General features: G+C 74.8%; 14 protein-coding genes. 10 read left to right on the top strand and 4 right to left on the bottom strand.

The genetic code is table 11. The features are described 5' to 3' along the window. Positions 1 to 442: 442 nt before the first annotated feature. The 4 genes from AB0G08_RS16770 (at position 443) to AB0G08_RS16785 (ending at position 4,984) form a co-directional block, all read left to right on the top strand. Entirely contained in the window at positions 443 to 1,237 is a 795-nt protein-coding gene (locus AB0G08_RS16770) for an isocitrate lyase/phosphoenolpyruvate mutase family protein (RefSeq protein WP_358088271.1), read from the top strand. A gap of 140 nt (positions 1,238 to 1,377) precedes the next feature. After that, positions 1,378 to 2,340, top strand: a complete 963-nt coding sequence (locus AB0G08_RS16775) for a DUF5715 family protein (RefSeq protein ID WP_358088273.1) — start codon at positions 1,378 to 1,380, stop codon at positions 2,338 to 2,340. 4 nt (positions 2,341 to 2,344) lie between these two features. Continuing rightward, a complete protein-coding gene (locus tag AB0G08_RS16780) occupies positions 2,345 to 3,955 on the top strand; it encodes an asparagine synthase-related protein (RefSeq protein WP_358088276.1) in 1,611 nt (536 codons plus the stop codon). A 96-nt stretch (positions 3,956 to 4,051) separates the two neighbouring features. Then, entirely contained in the window at positions 4,052 to 4,984 is a 933-nt protein-coding gene (locus tag AB0G08_RS16785) for a PfkB family carbohydrate kinase (RefSeq protein WP_358088279.1), read from the top strand. Between the two features lie 7 nt (positions 4,985 to 4,991). On the opposite strand, the gene AB0G08_RS16790 is transcribed toward AB0G08_RS16785, so the two are convergent. Then, positions 4,992 to 5,993: a linear amide C-N hydrolase gene (locus AB0G08_RS16790; RefSeq protein WP_358088282.1), complete on the bottom strand. Its 1,002-nt coding sequence runs from the start codon at positions 5,991 to 5,993 to the stop codon at positions 4,992 to 4,994. Positions 5,994 to 6,100: 107 nt separating this feature from the next. Here AB0G08_RS16790 and AB0G08_RS16795 point away from each other — a divergent pair, with 107 nt between their 5' ends. Continuing rightward, a complete protein-coding gene (locus AB0G08_RS16795; protein WP_121398663.1) occupies positions 6,101 to 6,322 on the top strand; it encodes a DUF2188 domain-containing protein in 222 nt (73 codons plus the stop codon). A 69-nt stretch (positions 6,323 to 6,391) separates the two neighbouring features. On the opposite strand, the gene AB0G08_RS16800 is transcribed toward AB0G08_RS16795, so the two are convergent. Further along, positions 6,392 to 7,843 (bottom strand): hypothetical protein, encoded by a 1,452-nt coding sequence (locus AB0G08_RS16800; protein ID WP_358088285.1) that lies wholly within the window; start codon positions 7,841 to 7,843, stop codon positions 6,392 to 6,394. Positions 7,844 to 7,981: 138 nt separating this feature from the next. Between AB0G08_RS16800 and AB0G08_RS16805 the strand changes: the two genes are divergently transcribed. The 5 genes from AB0G08_RS16805 to AB0G08_RS16825 all read left to right on the top strand — a co-directional run bounded on the left by AB0G08_RS16805 (position 7,982) and on the right by AB0G08_RS16825 (position 14,059). Next, positions 7,982 to 8,665, top strand: a complete 684-nt coding sequence (locus AB0G08_RS16805) for a DUF305 domain-containing protein (RefSeq protein WP_358088288.1) — start codon at positions 7,982 to 7,984, stop codon at positions 8,663 to 8,665. A 63-nt stretch (positions 8,666 to 8,728) separates the two neighbouring features. Further along, complete coding sequence (locus AB0G08_RS16810) at positions 8,729 to 9,973, top strand: histidine kinase (RefSeq protein ID WP_358088291.1); 1,245 nt, start codon at positions 8,729 to 8,731, stop codon at positions 9,971 to 9,973. After that, positions 9,970 to 10,635, top strand: a complete 666-nt coding sequence (locus tag AB0G08_RS16815; protein WP_358088294.1) for a response regulator transcription factor — start codon at positions 9,970 to 9,972, stop codon at positions 10,633 to 10,635. The genes AB0G08_RS16810 and AB0G08_RS16815 overlap by 4 nt, the downstream gene beginning before the upstream one ends. Before the next feature lie 149 nt (positions 10,636 to 10,784). Continuing rightward, positions 10,785 to 11,579 (top strand): ABC transporter ATP-binding protein, encoded by a 795-nt coding sequence (locus AB0G08_RS16820; protein ID WP_358088297.1) that lies wholly within the window; start codon positions 10,785 to 10,787, stop codon positions 11,577 to 11,579. Further along, on the top strand, positions 11,576 to 14,059 hold the full coding sequence (locus tag AB0G08_RS16825; protein ID WP_358088300.1) for an FtsX-like permease family protein: 2,484 nt from the start codon (positions 11,576 to 11,578) through the stop codon (positions 14,057 to 14,059). Before AB0G08_RS16820 ends, AB0G08_RS16825 begins: the two co-directional genes overlap by 4 nt. A gap of 58 nt (positions 14,060 to 14,117) precedes the next feature. Here the strand turns inward: AB0G08_RS16825 and AB0G08_RS16830 are convergent, their stop codons facing one another. Continuing rightward, the gene (locus AB0G08_RS16830) at positions 14,118 to 15,380 is read right to left on the bottom strand and encodes a nucleotide sugar dehydrogenase (protein ID WP_358088303.1); all 1,263 of its coding nucleotides are present in this window, start codon (positions 15,378 to 15,380) and stop codon (positions 14,118 to 14,120) included. Between the two features lie 231 nt (positions 15,381 to 15,611). Next, complete coding sequence (locus tag AB0G08_RS16835) at positions 15,612 to 16,970, bottom strand: protein kinase (protein ID WP_358088306.1); 1,359 nt, start codon at positions 16,968 to 16,970, stop codon at positions 15,612 to 15,614. Positions 16,971 to 17,277: the final 307 nt, after the last annotated feature.

Below are 17,277 nucleotides of genomic sequence, written 5' to 3' on the forward strand. Positions count from 1 at the left end.
CAGTCGCCGCCCTCGTTACCGATCGTGACGGCCGGGTGGGTCACTCACTGTCACTGCCAACGTCCCGGCCTCCCGGTGTCCTCTGCGCCCTTTGCTCTGCATTCCTCGGCGCACCACCAGGCTGAGCTGGGTATCTGACGAGGGCGTGATGATCGAGGGCGCAAGCTTCGTTGACCGTCAGTAGCTGTTGCGTATGTGGATGCAGAGCAAAGGAGTCGGAGGCATGTGGGGCCGGCCGGCTGTGACCGTCACTTTTCGTGATGGTGTGGTTGGCGTCGGCCGGTCGCGGCGATCCGTGGAGCGGTCCCGTGGTCCGACCGTGACGGCGCCGCACGCGCCGGCAGCCGACGTTTCGGCGGGCGCCGAAGGGTTCCGGCCCTACCGTCGCGGAGGCGACCGTCGCCGGCCCCATGGGCCCGACCATGATCGAGGTGGAGCCCCGATGAACGCGCGCTGCGCCGCCTTCCACGCCCTGCACCGCGCCGCCCGGCCGCTGCTGCTGCCCAACGCCTGGGACCACGCCAGCGCCGCCGCGTTCGTGGCGCACGGGTACCCGGCGGTCGGCACCACCAGCCTGGGGGTCGCGGCCGCCGCCGGCGTGCCGGACGCGGCGGCCGCCACCCGGGCGGAGAACCTCCGCCTGGCCCGGGCGCTGCGCCCGCTCCCGGTACTGGTGACCGTCGACGTGGAGGCGGGGTACGCCGACGACCCGGCGGTCGTCGCCGGGCTGGTGGCGGAGCTGGCCGCGCTCGGGGTGGTGGGGGTGAACGTCGAGGACGGCCGGGCGGACGGCACCCTCGACCCGCCCGAGCTGGCGGCGGCGAAGGTGGCCGCCATCAAGGCCGCGGCGCCCGACCTGTTCGTCAACGCCCGCACCGACCCGTGGTGGCTCGGCACGCCCGATCCCCTGCCGGAGGCCCTGCGCCGGGCCCGCGCGTACCTGGCCGCCGGGGCGGACGGGATCTTCGTGCCCGGGGCGCCGGACGCCGCCACCGTCGCCGCGCTCGTCGCGGGGATCGACGCGCCGCTGAACGTGCTGCACCGGCCGGGCGGGCCTACCCTCGACGAGCTGCGGGCGCTCGGCGTGGCCCGGGTGAGCACGGGCTCGCTGCTGTTCCGGGCCGCGCTGGGCGCCGCCCTGGACGCCCTGGACGCCGTCCGGTCCGGCGCCGCGCCGCGCGCCGAACCGCCCTCGTACGCCGAGGTGCAGCGGTTGAGCGGGGCGTCCCGACCGTGACCCTTCGTGCGCGGCGGTGACCCTCGGGCATCCCGAAGAAGTAGATAGGAGGATTGTTCGGACTCATCCCTTCCGGCCCAATTACGGTGTGTGCAGGGCGATGCACACAGTGATGCCGTGACGGGAGAGAGGACCCGACCATGCGAGTGCCCAGCCGAAGCCCAGGACAGCGGCCCGGTTCTCCCGTCACACCCGCCGCCCCGGCCCGTCGGCGCGCGTTCGCCACGCCGACGCGACCCGCCGCCGCGCCGGACCTGGACGCCTACCGGGCGGCCGTGGCCGAGCTGCTGGTCGAGGTCGGCGCACTGGCCGACGCGTCGTGCACCACCGCCCGGCAGGTGCTGATCGACGACCGACTGCGCGAACCCGCCATCGCCGCCGTGCTCGACGCCACCGGGCAGGGGCTCGTCGGCGCGCGCGAGACGCTGCTGCTGGAGATGGCCCGCTACCAGCCCAACGTGCGCAGCTCCGCCGCCGACCTCACCGCGCTGGTCCGGATCTACCTGCTCTCCCGCATCGACGTGATGTGGTGGCGCGACGCCCCCACCTTCCTCACCGACGCCCAGGTCGACGCCAGCCCCGACCTGGTGGACCTGGAGTGGCTGCGCCGGCGGGACCTGCTGCGCTTCCGCTACACCGAGCAGCCGCGGACGCTGTTGCGACGCGGGCTGCGGGCGGTGCGGCGCCGGCTGCTGCCCGACGCCACGCCGCGCACCGCCGGCCTGCGGTTCCGGCGGGCCCGCCGCGAGATGGTGGCGCTGCTCAACGACCTCGCCCGGCAGTTCGCCGCCAGCACCCCGCCCGGCACGCCGCCGCTGTGGGTGACCAGCCTGGTCCGCAGCGCCGAGCACCAGCACCGGCTGCGCCGACTCGGGTACGCCGCCATGGTGCCCAGCGGCCACTGCCTCGGCTGGGCGGTCGACGTCGAGATGGAGTGGTTCGGCCGCTTCGGCGTCCGGGACACCCTGGCCGAGCTGCTGCTGGCCCGGCAGCGGGCCGGCGAGGTCAACGTGGTCGACGAGGGGCAGGCCTGGCACCTGTGCCTGGCGCCACCGGCACGGCGGCGGCTGCGGCGGGCGTACGAAGCCGAGATGGGGGTCTGAGCCGATGTGCGGCATCGCGTTGAGCCTCGGCCCCGAGGCCGATCCGACGACCTTCCGGCGGATGCTCGCCACCCTCGCGCCACGCGGCGAGGTCACCGAGACCCGCTACGAGAACGGCCTGCTCACCGGCACCCGCCGGCTGCCGATCGTGGACCGGGAACGCGCGGTGCAGCCGTGGGTGTCCGCCGACGAGCGGTGGCTGCTCTGCTACAACGGCGAGGTCTTCAACCACCACGAGCTGCGCGCGGAACTGGTCCGGCTGGGACACCGCTTCCGCAGCGCCAGCGACACCGAGGTGGTGCTCGCCGCGTTCCTGCGGTGGGGCGAGGGCATGGTGACCCGGCTGCGCGGCGAGTACGCCTTCGCCGTCGTGGAACGGGCCACCGGCCGGGCCTACCTGGTCCGGGACCCGCTCGGCGTCAAGCCGCTGTACTGGGCGCGGACGCCCGGCTGCCTGCACGTCGCCAGCGAGGTCAAGGCGCTGGTCGGGCACCGCGCCCCGATCGTCGAGGTGCCGCCCGGGCACCACGGCTGGGCGGAGCCCGACGGGTCGGTCCGGCTGCGCGCGTACGTCGACCTGCTCACCCTCGGCGACGGGCTGCCGGTGGTGGACGACCCGGACGAGGCCGCCCTGCTCGTCCGTGCCGCCCTCACCGACAGCATCCGGATGCGGGTGGACACCGACCTCACCGTGGGGGTGGTGCTCTCCGGCGGGCTGGACAGCTCGCTGGCCCTGCTGCACGTGCGCGAGATGCACCCCGACTGCGTCGCCGTCACGGTCGGCGTGCCGGACAGCCCCGACGTCGCGTACGCGCGGCGGCTCGCGAAGGACGTGGGGGTGCCGCACGAGGTCGTCGAGCTGCGCCCCCGCGACATCCGGCTGGCCGACATCCGGGAGGCCATCCGGATGTCCGAGCTGACCGAGTACGGGGACATCATCAACGCGGTGGTCACCGTGCCGCTGTTCCGCCGGCTGCGCGACCTGGGCGTGAAGGTGGTGCTCACCGGGGACGGCTCGGACGAGCTGTTCGGCGGCTACCCGATGTACCACGAGGTCGGCCCCGAGGCGTCCCGCCGCCTCTTCCTGCACAAGATCCGCAACCTCTGCCGTACGGAGTTGCAGCGCGTCGACCGGGCCAGCATGGGGCACGGCGTGGAGGCCCGCGTGCCGTTCCTCGACCTGAGCCTCGTCGAGCTGGCGATGCGGCTGCCCATCGGGCTGAAGATGCGCGAGGGGCAGGAGAAGTGGATCGTCCGGCGGGCCTTCGCCGACCTGCTGCCCGACTACGTCCGGCGCCGGCCGAAGAATCCGATGTCGTACTCCTCGGGGCTGCACGAGCGGGCCCGGCTCTACAAGCCGCTCTTCGCCCGGCTGCACCGCTCGTTCGGCTACCACCTGCTCGAACCGGTGCGCCGCGACTTCGACAACGTGCTGACCCGGTGCGGCAACGACCTGGACCGGGCCATCGCCGACGGCCGGGCCCGGCCCGACTACACCCTGCTGGAGCACGCCCGCGACCTGGCCGGCGCGGCGAAGTGGAACGCCGCCCCGATGGTGCGCCGGCTGGTCGGGCCGCGCCGCACCCGGGGCGACGAGGCGCCGCTGCCGGGGTGACCGGCCGCCACCCGCGCGACCATGGGCGCGACTGTGGCCGGACACTCCCCGGGCTCGGCGTGGATCAACCGGGGCGGTCGCGGGTAGTGGTCCGGCATGGCGGAACTGGACGTGATGGTGGTCGGGCAGGTGGCCCGGGACCTCGTGCTGCTGGTGGACGAGGTCCCGCAGGCCGGCGGGACCACCCCGGTACGGCGGCGGCGCGAGCTGCTCGGCGGCAAGGGGGCCAACCAGGCCGTCGGGCTGGCGCAGCTCGGCGCCGCCGTCGGCCTGCTCGGGGTGGTCGGCGACGACGAGGTGGGGGAGCGGCTGCTGGCGCAGGCGCGGGCCGACGGCATCGACGTCGGGTGCGTGCGGCGCCGGCCGGACACCGCGACCGGGCTCATCGTCGACGTGGTCGACGCCGACGCCGGGTGGCGCTACCTGGAGGACATTCCCGAGGCCACCCTGCTCACCCCCGACGACGTCGCCGGGGCGGCGTCCGCGCTGCGGGCCGCCCGGGCCGTGCTGGTGCAGCTCCAGCAGCCGGCGCGGGCCGCCCTGGCCGCGGCCCGGACCGCCCGGGAGGCGGACCGGCTGGTCGTGCTCGACGGCGCGCCGGCCGAGGCGGCCGACGCCGACGCGCTGCTCGCCCTCGCCGACGTGCTGCGTGCCGACGCGCAGGAGGTCGAGCTGATCACCGGCGACGCGCCGCGGGACGCCGCGGCGGGGCTCGCCGCCGGGCGCGCGCTGCTGCGGCGCGGCCCGTCGCTGCTGGCCGTCGAGGTGGCCGGGGAGGGCAACGCGTTCGTCTGGCCCGACGGCGAGCTGTTCGTGCCGCTGAGCGAGACGCCCACCGTGGACGACACCGGCGCCGGGGACGCCTTCGTCGCCGCGCTGACCCTGGGCGTGCTGCGCGGCGAGCCCCGTGAGCGGGTCGCGCGGCACGCCGTCGCGGCGGCCGGCGCCACCGTGGGCCATCCGGGCGGCCGGCCCGCGCTGACGCCCGAGGCGATCCGCGCGCAGCTCGACCGGATCCCGGCCGGGTGAGCGGCGCTCACCGCACCGGAAGCCGGTAGCGGTGCTCGCCGCCGCCCGCCGCGGTGGTCAACCGGACCTCCCCGCCGCGCAGGTCGTACGTCACCGACCAGCGGGTGTGTGCCTGCCGGACGCCGCGGAGGATCCGGAAGGCCGCGGTGGCGTCCGCCACGCCGCCGCTGCCCTCGAGTGCCTCGGCGACGATCCGGTAGCGGCGGTCCGCGCGGCGACGCTCCTCCGCGACGCCGACGACCGGCACGTTGGTCAGTGCCCGCCAGCCGCCCACGCCTCGCTCGACGCGCAACCGGCCGTCGACGAACTCGACCACGGCCGAGGCGCCACCACGGTCGGCGATCAGGTAGTGCAGCGGCGGGCCGCCCGCGAAGTCCACGTTGTACCGCCGGAAGACCGCCACCGCCTCGTCGACCGTCGCCGCGCGGTCGAGCACCAGCCGCAGGACGCGTACCGATCCGACGGTGGCCCGGCCCGGGTCGCGCTCGGCGCGGGCGCCGTCGTCCGCGGCGAGGCCGACCGCCAGGCCGCGCTCGTTCATGCCGTCGAAGGGCAGCAGCGGCGCGTCGAGCAGCCGCCGGTCGCCGGCCGGGTCGGCGCCCACCCCGAGGTAGGACATGTCGACCACCGAGATGCTGGCGTACGCGTCCGGCGGATCGGTGCGCAGCACCAGCGCCGGATTGGCGTCCCAGTCGAAGTTGCGGGCGAACAGCGGCCGGTCGGGATCGCCGGCGGCGACGAAGAGCGAACACCCGAACGGCTCCGCCGCGGCGGCGTCCGTGCCCACCATCGGGTCGTACGCCCCGACGTAGGTCATCTCGTACAGCGGGAGGTCGGCGACCCTGCGCAGGCTGGCCAGCGTCCGGCGGACCTGGTCGGCGTCCTGCCGGGACGCGCTCGGCGCGCCGGTCGTCGTCACGGGCGCCGCGACGGGCCCCGGGTCCGCGGTCGAGCAGGCGCCGGCGGCCAGCACCAGGGCCAGGCCGGCGCCGAGGAGAGTTCTCCGCATGACCGTTGGACGCGGTGGCGGCGGCGGACGGTTGTCCACCGGGGAGGGTTTTCCGCCCCGGGGGCCCGGGTATCCCGGAAGACCTGACCGAGAGGCGGGTGACTGACATGAAGCGCAACCAGTACCACGTCGTGCCGAACGGCGGCGGCTGGAAGGTCGAGCAGGGCAACCAGGTCGTCGGCACGTTCGACACCAAGCAGCTCGCCGTCGAGGCGGGGCGCCGGGCGGCGCACGGCAACGAGCCGAGCCAGCTCGTCGTGCACACCTCCGACGGCAAGATCGAGACGGAGTACACGTACCAGAACGACCCGTACCCGCCAGCCGGCTGACCGCCGCGTCCACCGTGGACAGCGACGGGCCCGACCCCCTGCGGGGTCGGGCCCGTCGTCGCTGTGCGACTACCAGCTCAGGTAGCTGGGCTGGGTCTGCGCGTTCAGCTCGCGGTACCGGACGAGGTTCGCCGTCCAGGTCCGCCAGTCGGTCAGCTTCAGGACGTCGAGGCCCTTGCGCATGTCGTTGGAGTAGATGTAGCCGTTGTAGTAGTACGCGGACCAGGAGCCGCCCCCGGTCAGCCGGTCGACCGACAGCGGGCCCCGCTCCCAGAACGCGATCTCCTTCGGGTCGGCCGAGTCGGTGAAGTCCCAGACGGAGATGCCGCCCTGGTACCACGCCTGGACCATGATGTCGCGCCCGAGCACGGGGATCAGCGAGCCGTTGTGCGCCACGCAGTTCTCGGTGTCGGCGTTGATCCGGGGAATCTTGTAGTAGCTGCGGAAGACCATCGTCCGGGCGTCGCCACGGCCGGTGATGTCGTAGATCGCGTCGGCGCCGCGCCGGGGGCCGATCGCCTCGGTGCACGTGGCCGCGCTGCCGCCGCCCAGCTCGTCGGTGAAGACGACCTTGGTGCCGGCGTTGTTGAACGTGGCCGAGTGCCAGAACGCGAAGTTGACGGTGTCCCGCACCCGGTTGATCAGCCGCGGGGCCTCCCGGTCCGAGATGTCCATCAGGATGCCGTCACCCATGCACGCGCCCGCCGCGAGGTCCTTCTCCGGGTAGGCGGTGATGTCGTGGCAGCCGGTGGTCGCCGAACCGCCGGGCCGACCCTCGTAGCCGCCGTCGGGGAAGAGGTTCGGGGATGCCACCACCGCCGCGTCGGTGGGCGACTTCACCGGCACCTTGACGATGGAGACGGAGTCGTGCGGGGGCTGGCAGTCGGGGAACTCCGCCCGCGGGCTGTACGAGGAGACGTACACGTAGACGGTCCTGCGGTCCTTGCCCGGCACGAGGGTGTGGGTGTGCGACCCGCAGGCCGTCTCCACCGCCTTGACGTATCGCGGGCTGGCCTTGTCGCTGATGTCGAAGACCTTGATGCCCTCCCAGGACGCCTTCTCCGTCGCCGGCGCGCTGGTGCTGTTGCAGGAGTCGTCGCTGCGGGAGGAGTCGGTGGAGAGGAACAGCAGGTCGCCGTGGACGGAGATGTCGTTCTGCGACCCGGGGCAGTAGACCTGCGACACCACGGTCGGCGCGGTCGGCCGGGAGATGTCGTAGACGACGAAGCCGTTGTAGTTGCCGGCGAAGGCGTAGTGGCCCTGGAAGGCGAGGTCGCTGTTCGTGGCGTCCAGCGGCGCCTGCTTCGGCAGGTTGGCGACCTGCCGCAGGTTGGGGCTGCTGACGATCTCGTCGACGCCGGGGATGGTGTCGGTGGTGTCCACCGGGCCCGATGGGGCGGACCGCGTCACCGTCCCGGCGCTTCCCGGTGCGGCGGTGGCGACGCTGGCGAGGAGGAGGCCGGCCGCGGCCAGGCTCACGGTGGTGAGCCGCCTGGCCCGCGGGGTGCGAAAAGTGGTCATCGGCGATGCCCTTCGCAAGGGGATGGCGATTGCGCACACCTTACCGTCCAATGAGTTCCATCGATGTGATGCACGTCACACAAAAGGATCCCTGTCGATGTATAGCATCGCCATGACCTCTACCGGGGGGAGTGGCCCATGACCAACCGCCGCGCGCGGACGCCGGCCGTCGTCATATCCGCGCTCCTGCTCGTCGTGGTGGTGGTCGTCCTGTCCCGTTCCGGTGGCGGCTCGACCACGGCTCCGGCGGCACAGGTCACCGCCAGCGTCCCGACGGCCGGTCCGGACCGGCCCGCGGTGATCGTGCCCGGTCGGCCGGGGGAGGCCGCCGCGACCCGGCCGGCCGCGGAGCTGCGCGACGCGGCCACGTCCCGGCACAACTCGATGGACGTCTGGTTCGTCCGGATGATGATTCCGCACCACGCCCAGGCGCTGGAGATGGCGGAGCTGGCCCCCGACCGCGCCGCCGACCCGGCCCTGCGCGCCCTCGCCGAGCGGATCCGGGCCAGCCAGGGCCCGGAGATCGGCATGATGCGGGGCTGGTTGCAGGAGCGTGGCCTCCCCACCGAGGTCGCCGGGCACGACCACGCCGGCATGCGGGGCATGCAGACGCCCCAGGCGATCAGGCAGCTCGCCGCGGCGCGGGGCGCCGAGTTCGACCGGCTCTTCGTGCGGATGATGACGGAGCACCACCAGGGCGCGGTCCGGATGGCCACGGACCTGCTCAAGGTCGGCGCCGACCTCACCCTGTCGGAGTTCGCCAACTCCGTCGCCACCGAGCAGACCGTCGAGATCGACCGGATGCGCGAGCTGCTCTCCTGATCCGGGCCGGCGGCCGACCGGGATCGGGGCGGAGGACCCCCTGAACTGCGGCACGTACGCTGGGTGACCGTGAACCGCACGATCTTCGGCCGCCCCCTGCGCGGCGTCGGCTTCGACGTCCTCGTCGCCGTCGCGGTGGTGCTCCTCGCCCTCGCCGGCCTGGCGAACCAGCCCGGCGGATGGAAGGCCACCCTGGTCGGCGCGGCGATGGCGGTGGCGTTGCTGTTCCGCCGGGCCCACCCGTCGGCGGTCGCCCTGGTCGTGGCGGCGCTCGCGCTGGTGCAGGTGGTCGCCGGGTGGGGGCCGCTGGCCTTCGACGTCGCGGTGCTGATCGCCCTCTACAGCGTGGTCAAGTACGCCGACCGGCTCCGCGACGGGGTCCTCGCCGGGATCGGCGCCGCCGTCGGGGTGGTGCTCGCCGGCCTCCAGACCCAGGGCGTCATCGCCTGGTGGGCGACGGCGATCTACTACGGCCTGGTCACCGGGGCGGTCTGGCTGGTCGGGCTGAACGTGCGGACCCGCCGGCTCTACGTGCTCAGCCTCGAGGAACGGGCCGCCACCCTGGAGCGGGAACGCGAGGCGGAGGCGCGCGCCGCGGTCGCCGGGGAGCGCACCCGCATCGCCCGGGAACTGCACGACGTGGTGGCACACAGCATGGCCGTGATGATCGTGCAGGCCGACGGGGCGCGGTTCATGCTCGACCGGGACCCGGAGACCGCCCGCCAGGCGGTCAAGGTGGTCGCCGACACCGGCCGGCAGGCGCTGGAGGAGATGCGCCGGCTGGTCGGCGTACTGCGGGAGCCCAGCCCGCCGGACGCGGCGGCCGGGCCGGGCGCGGCGGGCGAGCCCGACGGCGCCGGGGTGGCCGCCGACCCGGAGCACCGCCGGCTGGTGCTGGCCGAACTCCCGGCCCTGCTCGACCGGTTCCGCGCCGCCGGCCTCCAGGCGCGGCACACGGTCACCGGGCAGCCGACGCCGATGCCGCCGGGGCTGGAGCTGACCGTCTACCGGGTGGTGCAGGAGGGGCTCACCAACGCGCTGAAGCACGCCGGGGTCGGCGCCGGCGTCGAGGTCACCGTCGCCCACGCCGACGACGCCGTGCTGGTCCGGGTCGTCGACGACGGGCGCGGCCGGCCCCCGGTCAGCCCGGCGCCGTCCGGCGGGCACGGCCTGGTCGGCATGCGCGAGCGGGTCGGCGTGTACGACGGCGCCCTGACCGCCGGGCCGCGACTCGCCGGGGGCTGGCAGGTCGAGGCGCGGCTACCGCTACCGTCGACGTCCGGAACGACGGAGGTGACGGCGGCATGACGGTCCGCGTGGTGATCGTGGACGACCAGGCGCTGGTCCGCGCCGGTTTCCGGATGGTGCTGGACTCCCAGCCGGACCTGGCGGTCGTCGGCGAGGCCATCGACGGGGCCGACGCCCTGCGGCTGCTGGCCCGCGTCGAGGCCGACGTCGTGGTGATGGACGTCCGGATGCCCACCATGGACGGGGTGGAGGCCACCCGCCGGATCTGCCGGGACCGTCCCGCCGGATCGCCCCGGGTGCTGGTGCTCACCACCTTCGACACCGAGGAGGACGCGTTCGCCGCGCTCCAGGCCGGCGCCAGCGGATTCCTGCTCAAGAACGTCCCGCCGGAGGAACTGCTGGCGGCCATCCGGGTGGTCGCCCAGGGCGACTCGGTGGTCGCCCCGTCCATCACCCGGCGGCTGCTCGACCGGTTCGCCGGCCGGCTCGGCCCGGGGCCCGCCGAGGACCCCCGGATCGGCCAGCTGACCGAACGCGAGCGGGAGGTCCTGCTGCTGGTGGCGCAGGGCCTCTCCAACGCCGAGATCGCCGCCCGGGTGCACGTCGCGGAGGCCACCGTGAAGACGCACGTCGGGCGGATCCTCGCCAAGCTCCAGCTCCGCGACCGGGTGCAGGCCGTGGTGCTGGCGTATGAGACCGGGCTGGTCACCCCCGGCGGCTGAGCCCGGCTACGACCCAGGTCGTACGGGCCCACCCCGTCAGGGACTCCCCAGGTCGCAGCGGGATCACCGCGTGCGGGTGGACGCGGCCGGGCCGGCGGCGCCCATAGCGTCGGAGACGTCCCAGCCACGATCTCCACGGGGAGCTCCACGTGTCCGTCGCACCTCCCGCGCACGCCACCGCCGGCGTCGCGGTCACCGCCCGCGGCCTGTCCAAGCGGTACGGCTCCGGCCAGGCCGCCGTCGTCGCCCTCGACGGCGTCGACGTCGACTTCGCCGCCGGTCGCTTCACCGCCATCATGGGCCCGTCCGGCTCCGGCAAGTCCACCCTCATGCACTGCCTCGCCGGCCTGGACCGGCCCACCTCCGGCAGCGTGCGCGTCGGCGACGCCGAGCTCGCCCGCCTCGACGACAAGCGGCTCACCCTGCTGCGCCGCGACCGGGTCGGCTTCGTGTTCCAGAAGTTCAACCTGCTGCCGGCGCTGAGCGCCGAGGAGAACATCGTGCTGCCCCTGGCGATCGCCGGCCGGCGGCCGGAGCGGGCCTGGCTGCGCCAGGTCGTCGCCGCGGTGGGGCTCGCCGACCGGCTGCGTCACCGTCCCGCCGAGCTCTCCGGCGGCCAGCAGCAGCGGGTGGCGGTGGCCCGCGCGCTGATCACCAAGCCGTGGGTGATCTTCGCCGACGAGCCGACCGGCAACCTGGACTCGCGCTCCGGCGCCGAGGTGCTGCGCCTGCTCCGTGAGGCCGTCGACACCCTCGGCCAGACGGTGATCATGGTGACCCACGACCCGTCGGCCGCCGGGCACGCGGACCGGGTGGTCTTCCTCGCCGACGGCCGGCCGGTGCGGGACCTCACCGCGCCGACCGCCGAGCGGGTGCTCGACGCGCTGGCCGGCCTCGACCCGGCGCGCGTGCCGGCCGCCGGCCGCGAGGCGGTGGCCCGGTGATCCGCACGACCCTGCGCCAGCTCCGCGCCGAGGCGCTGCGCCTGATGCTCTCGTCGCTGGCCATCGTGCTCGGCGTCGCGTTCATCGCCGGCACGCTGATCTTCGTCGACGGGATGCGGGCCGGCGCGTACGACCGGGCCGGGGCGTTCGACCGGCACACCGACCTCGCCGTCCACTCCGCCACCGACGACCCGCTGCCGACCGCCCTGGTCGAGAAGGTGCGCTCCCTCGACGGGGTCGCCGCCGCCGAGGGGGAACTGCTCGGCTCCGGCGGGATCGTCGGCGCCGACGGCCGCCCCGTGCTCGGCTACGCCGTCCTCGCCGCGATCCCGGTGGACCCGGCGCTGCGCTCGTACGACGTGGTGGCCGGCCGGCTGCCCGACCGCCCCGGCGAGGTGGTGCTGGACGCCGGGACCGCCGAGGAGGAGGGCTTCCCCCTCGGCGCCGCGGTACGCGTCGGCGGCGGCGGGGGAGCGGCCCGCCCGTACACGCTGGTCGGCACGGTCGACGTGGCCGGCACCGCCCGCGACGTCGGCGGTCCGTTCATCGGCCTGGTCGGCGCGGACGCCCTCGCGGCGACCGGCCAGCGGGGCTACGACCGGATCATGGTGGCCGCCCGGCCCGGCGCGGCCGAGGGGGCGCTGGCCGAGCGGGCCGCCGAGGTCGCCGGCGCCGGCGCGACCGTCAAGACCCGGCAGCGCATCCTCGACGACGCCGTGACCGACGCGGTCCGCGACCTGGAGCAGTTCAACATGGTGCTGCTGACCTTCGCCGGGGTCGCCGTCGTGGTCGCCGGCTTCGTCATCGCCAACACCTTCGCCATCGTGCTCGCCCAGCGGACCCGGCGGACCGCGCTGCTGCGGCTGGTCGGCGCGACCCGGGGCCAGCTGTTCCGCGCGGCGCTGCTGGAGGCCGCGCTGGTCGGCCTGGTCGCCTCCGCGGCCGGCGTGCTGATCGGCGTGGCCCTGGCCGGCGGCATGGACCAGCTGATGACGCGGCTCGACGCGCCGGTCTCCGGCGGGCTCACCGTCACCGGCCCGACCGTGCTGGTCAGCCTGCTGCTGGGCACGGCGATCACGATGGGCGCCGCCCTGCTGCCCGCGTGGCGGGGCACCCGCGTCGCCCCGGTCGCCGCGCTCACCGACGCGGCGGTCCAGCCCGCCCGGGGCGCCGGACGGCTCCGGCTGACCGTCGGGGCGCTGGTCCTCGCCGCCGGAATCGCCGCGCTGGTCGGCGCCGCGTCCGCCGTCCAGGTGGTGCTGGTGGCCGCCGGCGGCGTGCTCACCTTCTTCGGGATCGTGCTCTTCGGCCCGGTGCTCGTGCCCGCCCTGGTCCGGATGCTGGGGTGGCCGGCCCGCAGGCTGTTCGGGGCCACCGCCGCCCTGGCCGTGGCGAATGCCGTGCGCAACCCGCGCCGGATCGCCGCGACCGCCACGGCCCTGGTGATCGGGATCGGTCTGGTGTCGGCCTTCGTGGTCGGCGCCCGCAGCACCAAGGACGGCATCGAGCGCAGCGTGGACGCCGAGATCGGGGTCGACTGGCTCGTCACCGGGATCGGCGGGGACCTGCCCGCGCCGCTCGTGGCCGAGCTGCGCGCCCGGCCCGAGCTGGCGGTGGTGCACGAGCAGCGCGCCGCCGTCGCCGCCGACGTGCAGATCCAGGCCGCGCACCCCGCCCTGGTCGGCCGGACGCTGACGGGCGTCGTGGCGGGCGAGGTCGACCGGCTGGCGCCCGGGTGGGTGCTGGTGCACCGGGAGCTGGCCGAGGCCCGGGGCTGGACGACCGGCTCCACCGTCACCGTGCGTGGCCGGTCGTTCCGGGTGGCCGCGGTCGTCACCGCCGACGGGCCGACGCTCGCCGGCAGCCCCGTCCCCGCCGGTCACGTGATCGACGTGGTGGACGCCGACTTCGCCGCCCTCTTCCCCGACGAGCGGGGCTACCTTGCGGAGATCGACCCCGCCGACGGGGTCTCCGCCGGGCAGGCCCGGGCCGCCATCGAGGCGGTGGTCGCCCGCTATCCGACGGCGAACCTGATGGACCAGGGCGCGTACAAGAAGATGCTCACCGCCACGGTCGACATGCTGCTCGCCTTCGTCACCGCGCTGCTGGGCCTGGCCGTGGTGATCGCGCTGGTCGGGGTCGCGAACACGCTGAGCCTGTCGGTGGTGGAGCGGACCCGGGAGAACGCCGTACTGCGGGCTGTCGGACTGACCCGGGGCCGGATGCGCGCCATGCTGGCCGTCGAGGCGGTGCTGATGGCGCTCGTCGGCGCGGTGCTCGGGATCGGCCTCGGCACCGGCGTCAGCGCCGCCACGATGGCCCTGCTGGCCCGGATCAGCGGCGACTTCACCGTGGTGCTGCCGGTGGGGCAGCTCGCGATGATCCTCGGGGTCGCGGTCGTGGCCGCCCTGGTCGCCTCGGTGCTGCCGGCCCGCCGGGCGCTGTCCCGGCCGGTCGTCGAGGCGCTCGGCGACCAGTGACATCCGCCGGCCGGTCCCGTCGCCCGCCGAGGCGCGGGACCGGCCAGCGGTGCCGGGTCTAGAGGCGCTCCACCACCGGGCCGACACACCGGTTGCGGGTGTCGAAGACGTACCGGGCGTGCCGGGTCACGAGGTCGTAGTCGAAGTCGTCGTGGTCGGTGACCACCACCACCGCGTCCGCCGCGCGGACCTCCCGCTCGGTCAGCTCCACCACGAGCACGCCGCCCGGGATCTGGTGCGGCTCCGCGTACGGCTCCACCGCCCGGACGTCCGCGCCGAGGGCCTGCAGGCGCCGGGCCACGTCGACGGCGGGGGAGTCGCGCATGTCGCCGGTGTTCTTCTTGTACGCCAGCCCGAGCAGCAGCAGCCGGGCCCCGCTGACGGCGCGGCCGGTCCGGTTCAGCCCGTTCATGATCCGTTGGGCCACGTGCTCGGGCATCTCGTGGTTGACGTCGTTGGCCAACTCGATGAACCGGAACTGCCGCCCGAGGCGCCGCTTGACCTGCCAGGACAGGTAGCACGGGTCGATCGGCAGGCAGTGCCCGCCGACCCCCGGGCCGGGCCGGAACGGCATGAAGCCGAACGGCTTGGTCTCCGCCGCCTCGATCGCCTGCCACACGTCGATGTCGAGGTGGTGGGAGAGCATCGTCAGCTCGTTGATCAGGGCGATGTTCACCTGGCGGAACGTGTTCTCGATGAGCTTGGTCAGCTCCGCCACCCGGGTGGAGTCCACCGGCACGGTCCGTTCCACGAGCCGGCGGTAGAACCCGTCCACCCGGGCGAGCGCGACCGCGTCCATCCCGGAGACCACCTTCGGGGTGTTCTCCAGGTGCCAGGTCCGGTTGCCCGGGTCGATCCGCTCGGGGCTGTAGCCCAGGTGGAAGTCGCCCGGGCTGCGCAGGCCGCTGGCCGACTCCAGCAGCGGCCGCAGCAGCTCCTCGGTGGTGCCGGGATAGGTGGTGGACTCAAGGATCACCGTGCAGCCCGGCCGCACGTACGGGCCGATGCCGACGCCGGCCTGCTCCACGAAGCTGAGGTCGGGCGTGCCGTCGCGCAGCGGCGTGGGCACCGTGATCACGCAGATGTCGAAGCCCTCCGCGTCGGTGTACGCCGTGCTCGGCCGGTACCGGCCGCTGCCCAGCGCCCGGCCCAGCCGGTCGGTGGGGATGTCCTCGACGAACGACTCACCCGACGCGAGCCGCTTGACCCGGTCGGAGTCGACGTCCAGCCCGACCACGTCCAGGCCGGCCTCGACGGCCCGCATGGCCAGCGGCAGGCCGACGTACCCCTGGCCGATCACGACCAACTTCTCAACGCTCACCCGGACTCCCGAGGCAGACTACGGAAAGAACCTGCTTGGGAGCGTAGAGCGATCTCTGTGCCCGTAAGTCCGGTTTGGGATTATCGGTGCCGCTGGGGTGTGCGCAGCGTCAGGAAAAGAAGCACGCCGGGCGGCGTCGGCAGGCCGCGCGGGACCCCACGGCCGGCCGGGCGGGGGCGCGGACCACGCCGACCGGCGGCCCCACCGCCGTGGACGGGGGCCGTGCCGGGGTCAGACCACCGGCGGGTTCTCCGGCTCGGGCGGCGTGGTCTCCGTCTCGGTCGGCTCCACCGGCGGCGTGGTCTGCGTCGGAGGGCTGCTGCTGGGCGTCGGCTCCGGCGCGTCGTCGGTCTTGGTGGGCTCCGGTGACTCCGGAGCCGCCGACCTGCTCGGCTGGGGGGAGACCGGGGGCGTGGTGGCCGACGGCGAGGGGCTGGTGGTGGAGCCGGCGGGCCGCAAGGGTCGGGTGGGGCCGTCGGGGGCGTCGTCCTGCTCCGCCGGCGCCTCGACGCCGCCGCTCGGCTCGGCGGCCGGGGTGGTGGCCTGCGGCACCTTGACCGCCGGCGCGTCGGCCTCGCTGGTCATGCCGAGCGCCGCCCCGAGAGCCCCCAGCGCCACCAGCACCGCCGCCGCCGCGCCGACGAGGGTGCCGCGCAGCTTCCGGCGAGCGACGGTCGCGCCGACCGGCGCGTCGGTGCGGGTGCCCCGGTCGACGCCGCCCGCCGCCGCGGCGGCGGGCACCATGGCCGTCGGCGCGGACGGGTCGGACACGGCGGCGCGGGCGGCCTCGGCCATCGCCGCCGCGGAGCTGAACCGGTCGGCCGGATCCTTGGCCAGGGCGCGGGAGACCAGCGCGCGGACCGCCTCCGGAACGTCGTGCGGCAGCTCCGGCGGCTCGTCGTCGAGGTGGCGCACGGCGACCTGCAGCGGGTTGTCGCCGGTGAACGGCGGGCTGCCGCTGAGGCAGCAGTAGGCCACGGCGCCGAGGGCGTAGATGTCGGTCGCCCCGGACACCGGCCGGCCGGCTGCCTGCTCCGGCGCCATGTAGAGCGCGGTGCCGGGCACCGCGTTGGTGCTGGTGATGCTGGTGACGTTGGTCGAGCGGGCGACGCCGAAGTCGACCAGCACGACGCTGCCGTCCTCCTGCACCAGCAGGTTGCTCGGCTTGACGTCGCGGTGCACGATCCCGCCGAGGTGCGCGGCGTGCAGCGCCTGCGCGACCTGCGCCACGATCGCCATGGTCTCGGCCACGTCGAGGCGCCCGGCGGCCTCGATCCGCTTGGACAGCGGCTGACCCGTCACGAACTCCATGACCAGGTAGTCGGCCCGGCCGCCGTCGGGCAGGTCGTCCTCGCCGCAGTCGAAGACCTGGACGATGCCCGGGTGGCGCAGGGCGGCCATGATCCGGGCCTCGGCGCGGAAGCGGGCGATGAAGTCGGGGTCGGAGACCAGGGCCGGCAGCAGGACCTTGACCGCGACCTGCCGGCCGAGGACGAGGTCCTTGCCCCGCCAGACGTCGCCCATGCCGCCCGTGGCGACACGCTCGTCCAGGCGGTAGCGACCGCTGAGTACGACCTCCGATGACAACACAGCACCACCGTACCCAGACCGGCGGGGATCGGCGCGCCGCCCGCCGCCGGCCCGACCCGCTGCGGCCGCCGGGCGGGGGCGGCGGGACCGCACCCGCGTCGGATAGGCTGTGACCGCCCGCGGACCGTGTGTGACGGCATTCCACCCATCTGCGCCGCACGCTGGGCGAATGCGTCGCCGTGCGCGACCGCCGAGAGGCGCAGCGTCCCAGGCCCCCGCTTCGTTACGGCGACGCCCCGCCCGAACGGCTAGATAATTCTCACTCTTCTGCCCACGCGATCGGGCTTGCCCGAACGGCCCGGCGCTC

The organism is Micromonospora sp. NPDC023644 (genome assembly GCF_040640115.1).
In the GTDB taxonomy this organism is placed as follows: Bacteria; Actinomycetota; Actinomycetes; order Mycobacteriales; family Micromonosporaceae; genus Micromonospora.

Coding starts and splice junctions, on each gene's coding strand:
- AB0G08_RS16780 (WP_358088276.1), top strand. CDS start 2,345: ATGTGCGGCATCGCGTTGAGCCTCGGCCCCGAGGCCGATCCGACGACC.
- AB0G08_RS16805 (WP_358088288.1), top strand. CDS start 7,982: ATGACCAACCGCCGCGCGCGGACGCCGGCCGTCGTCATATCCGCGCTC.
- AB0G08_RS16800 (WP_358088285.1), bottom strand. CDS start 7,843: ATGACCACTTTTCGCACCCCGCGGGCCAGGCGGCTCACCACCGTGAGC.
- AB0G08_RS16775 (WP_358088273.1), top strand. CDS start 1,378: ATGCGAGTGCCCAGCCGAAGCCCAGGACAGCGGCCCGGTTCTCCCGTC.
- AB0G08_RS16785 (WP_358088279.1), top strand. CDS start 4,052: ATGGCGGAACTGGACGTGATGGTGGTCGGGCAGGTGGCCCGGGACCTC.
- AB0G08_RS16770 (WP_358088271.1), top strand. CDS start 443: ATGAACGCGCGCTGCGCCGCCTTCCACGCCCTGCACCGCGCCGCCCGG.
- AB0G08_RS16790 (WP_358088282.1), bottom strand. CDS start 5,993: ATGCGGAGAACTCTCCTCGGCGCCGGCCTGGCCCTGGTGCTGGCCGCC.
- AB0G08_RS16815 (WP_358088294.1), top strand. CDS start 9,970: ATGACGGTCCGCGTGGTGATCGTGGACGACCAGGCGCTGGTCCGCGCC.
- AB0G08_RS16795 (WP_121398663.1), top strand. CDS start 6,101: ATGAAGCGCAACCAGTACCACGTCGTGCCGAACGGCGGCGGCTGGAAG.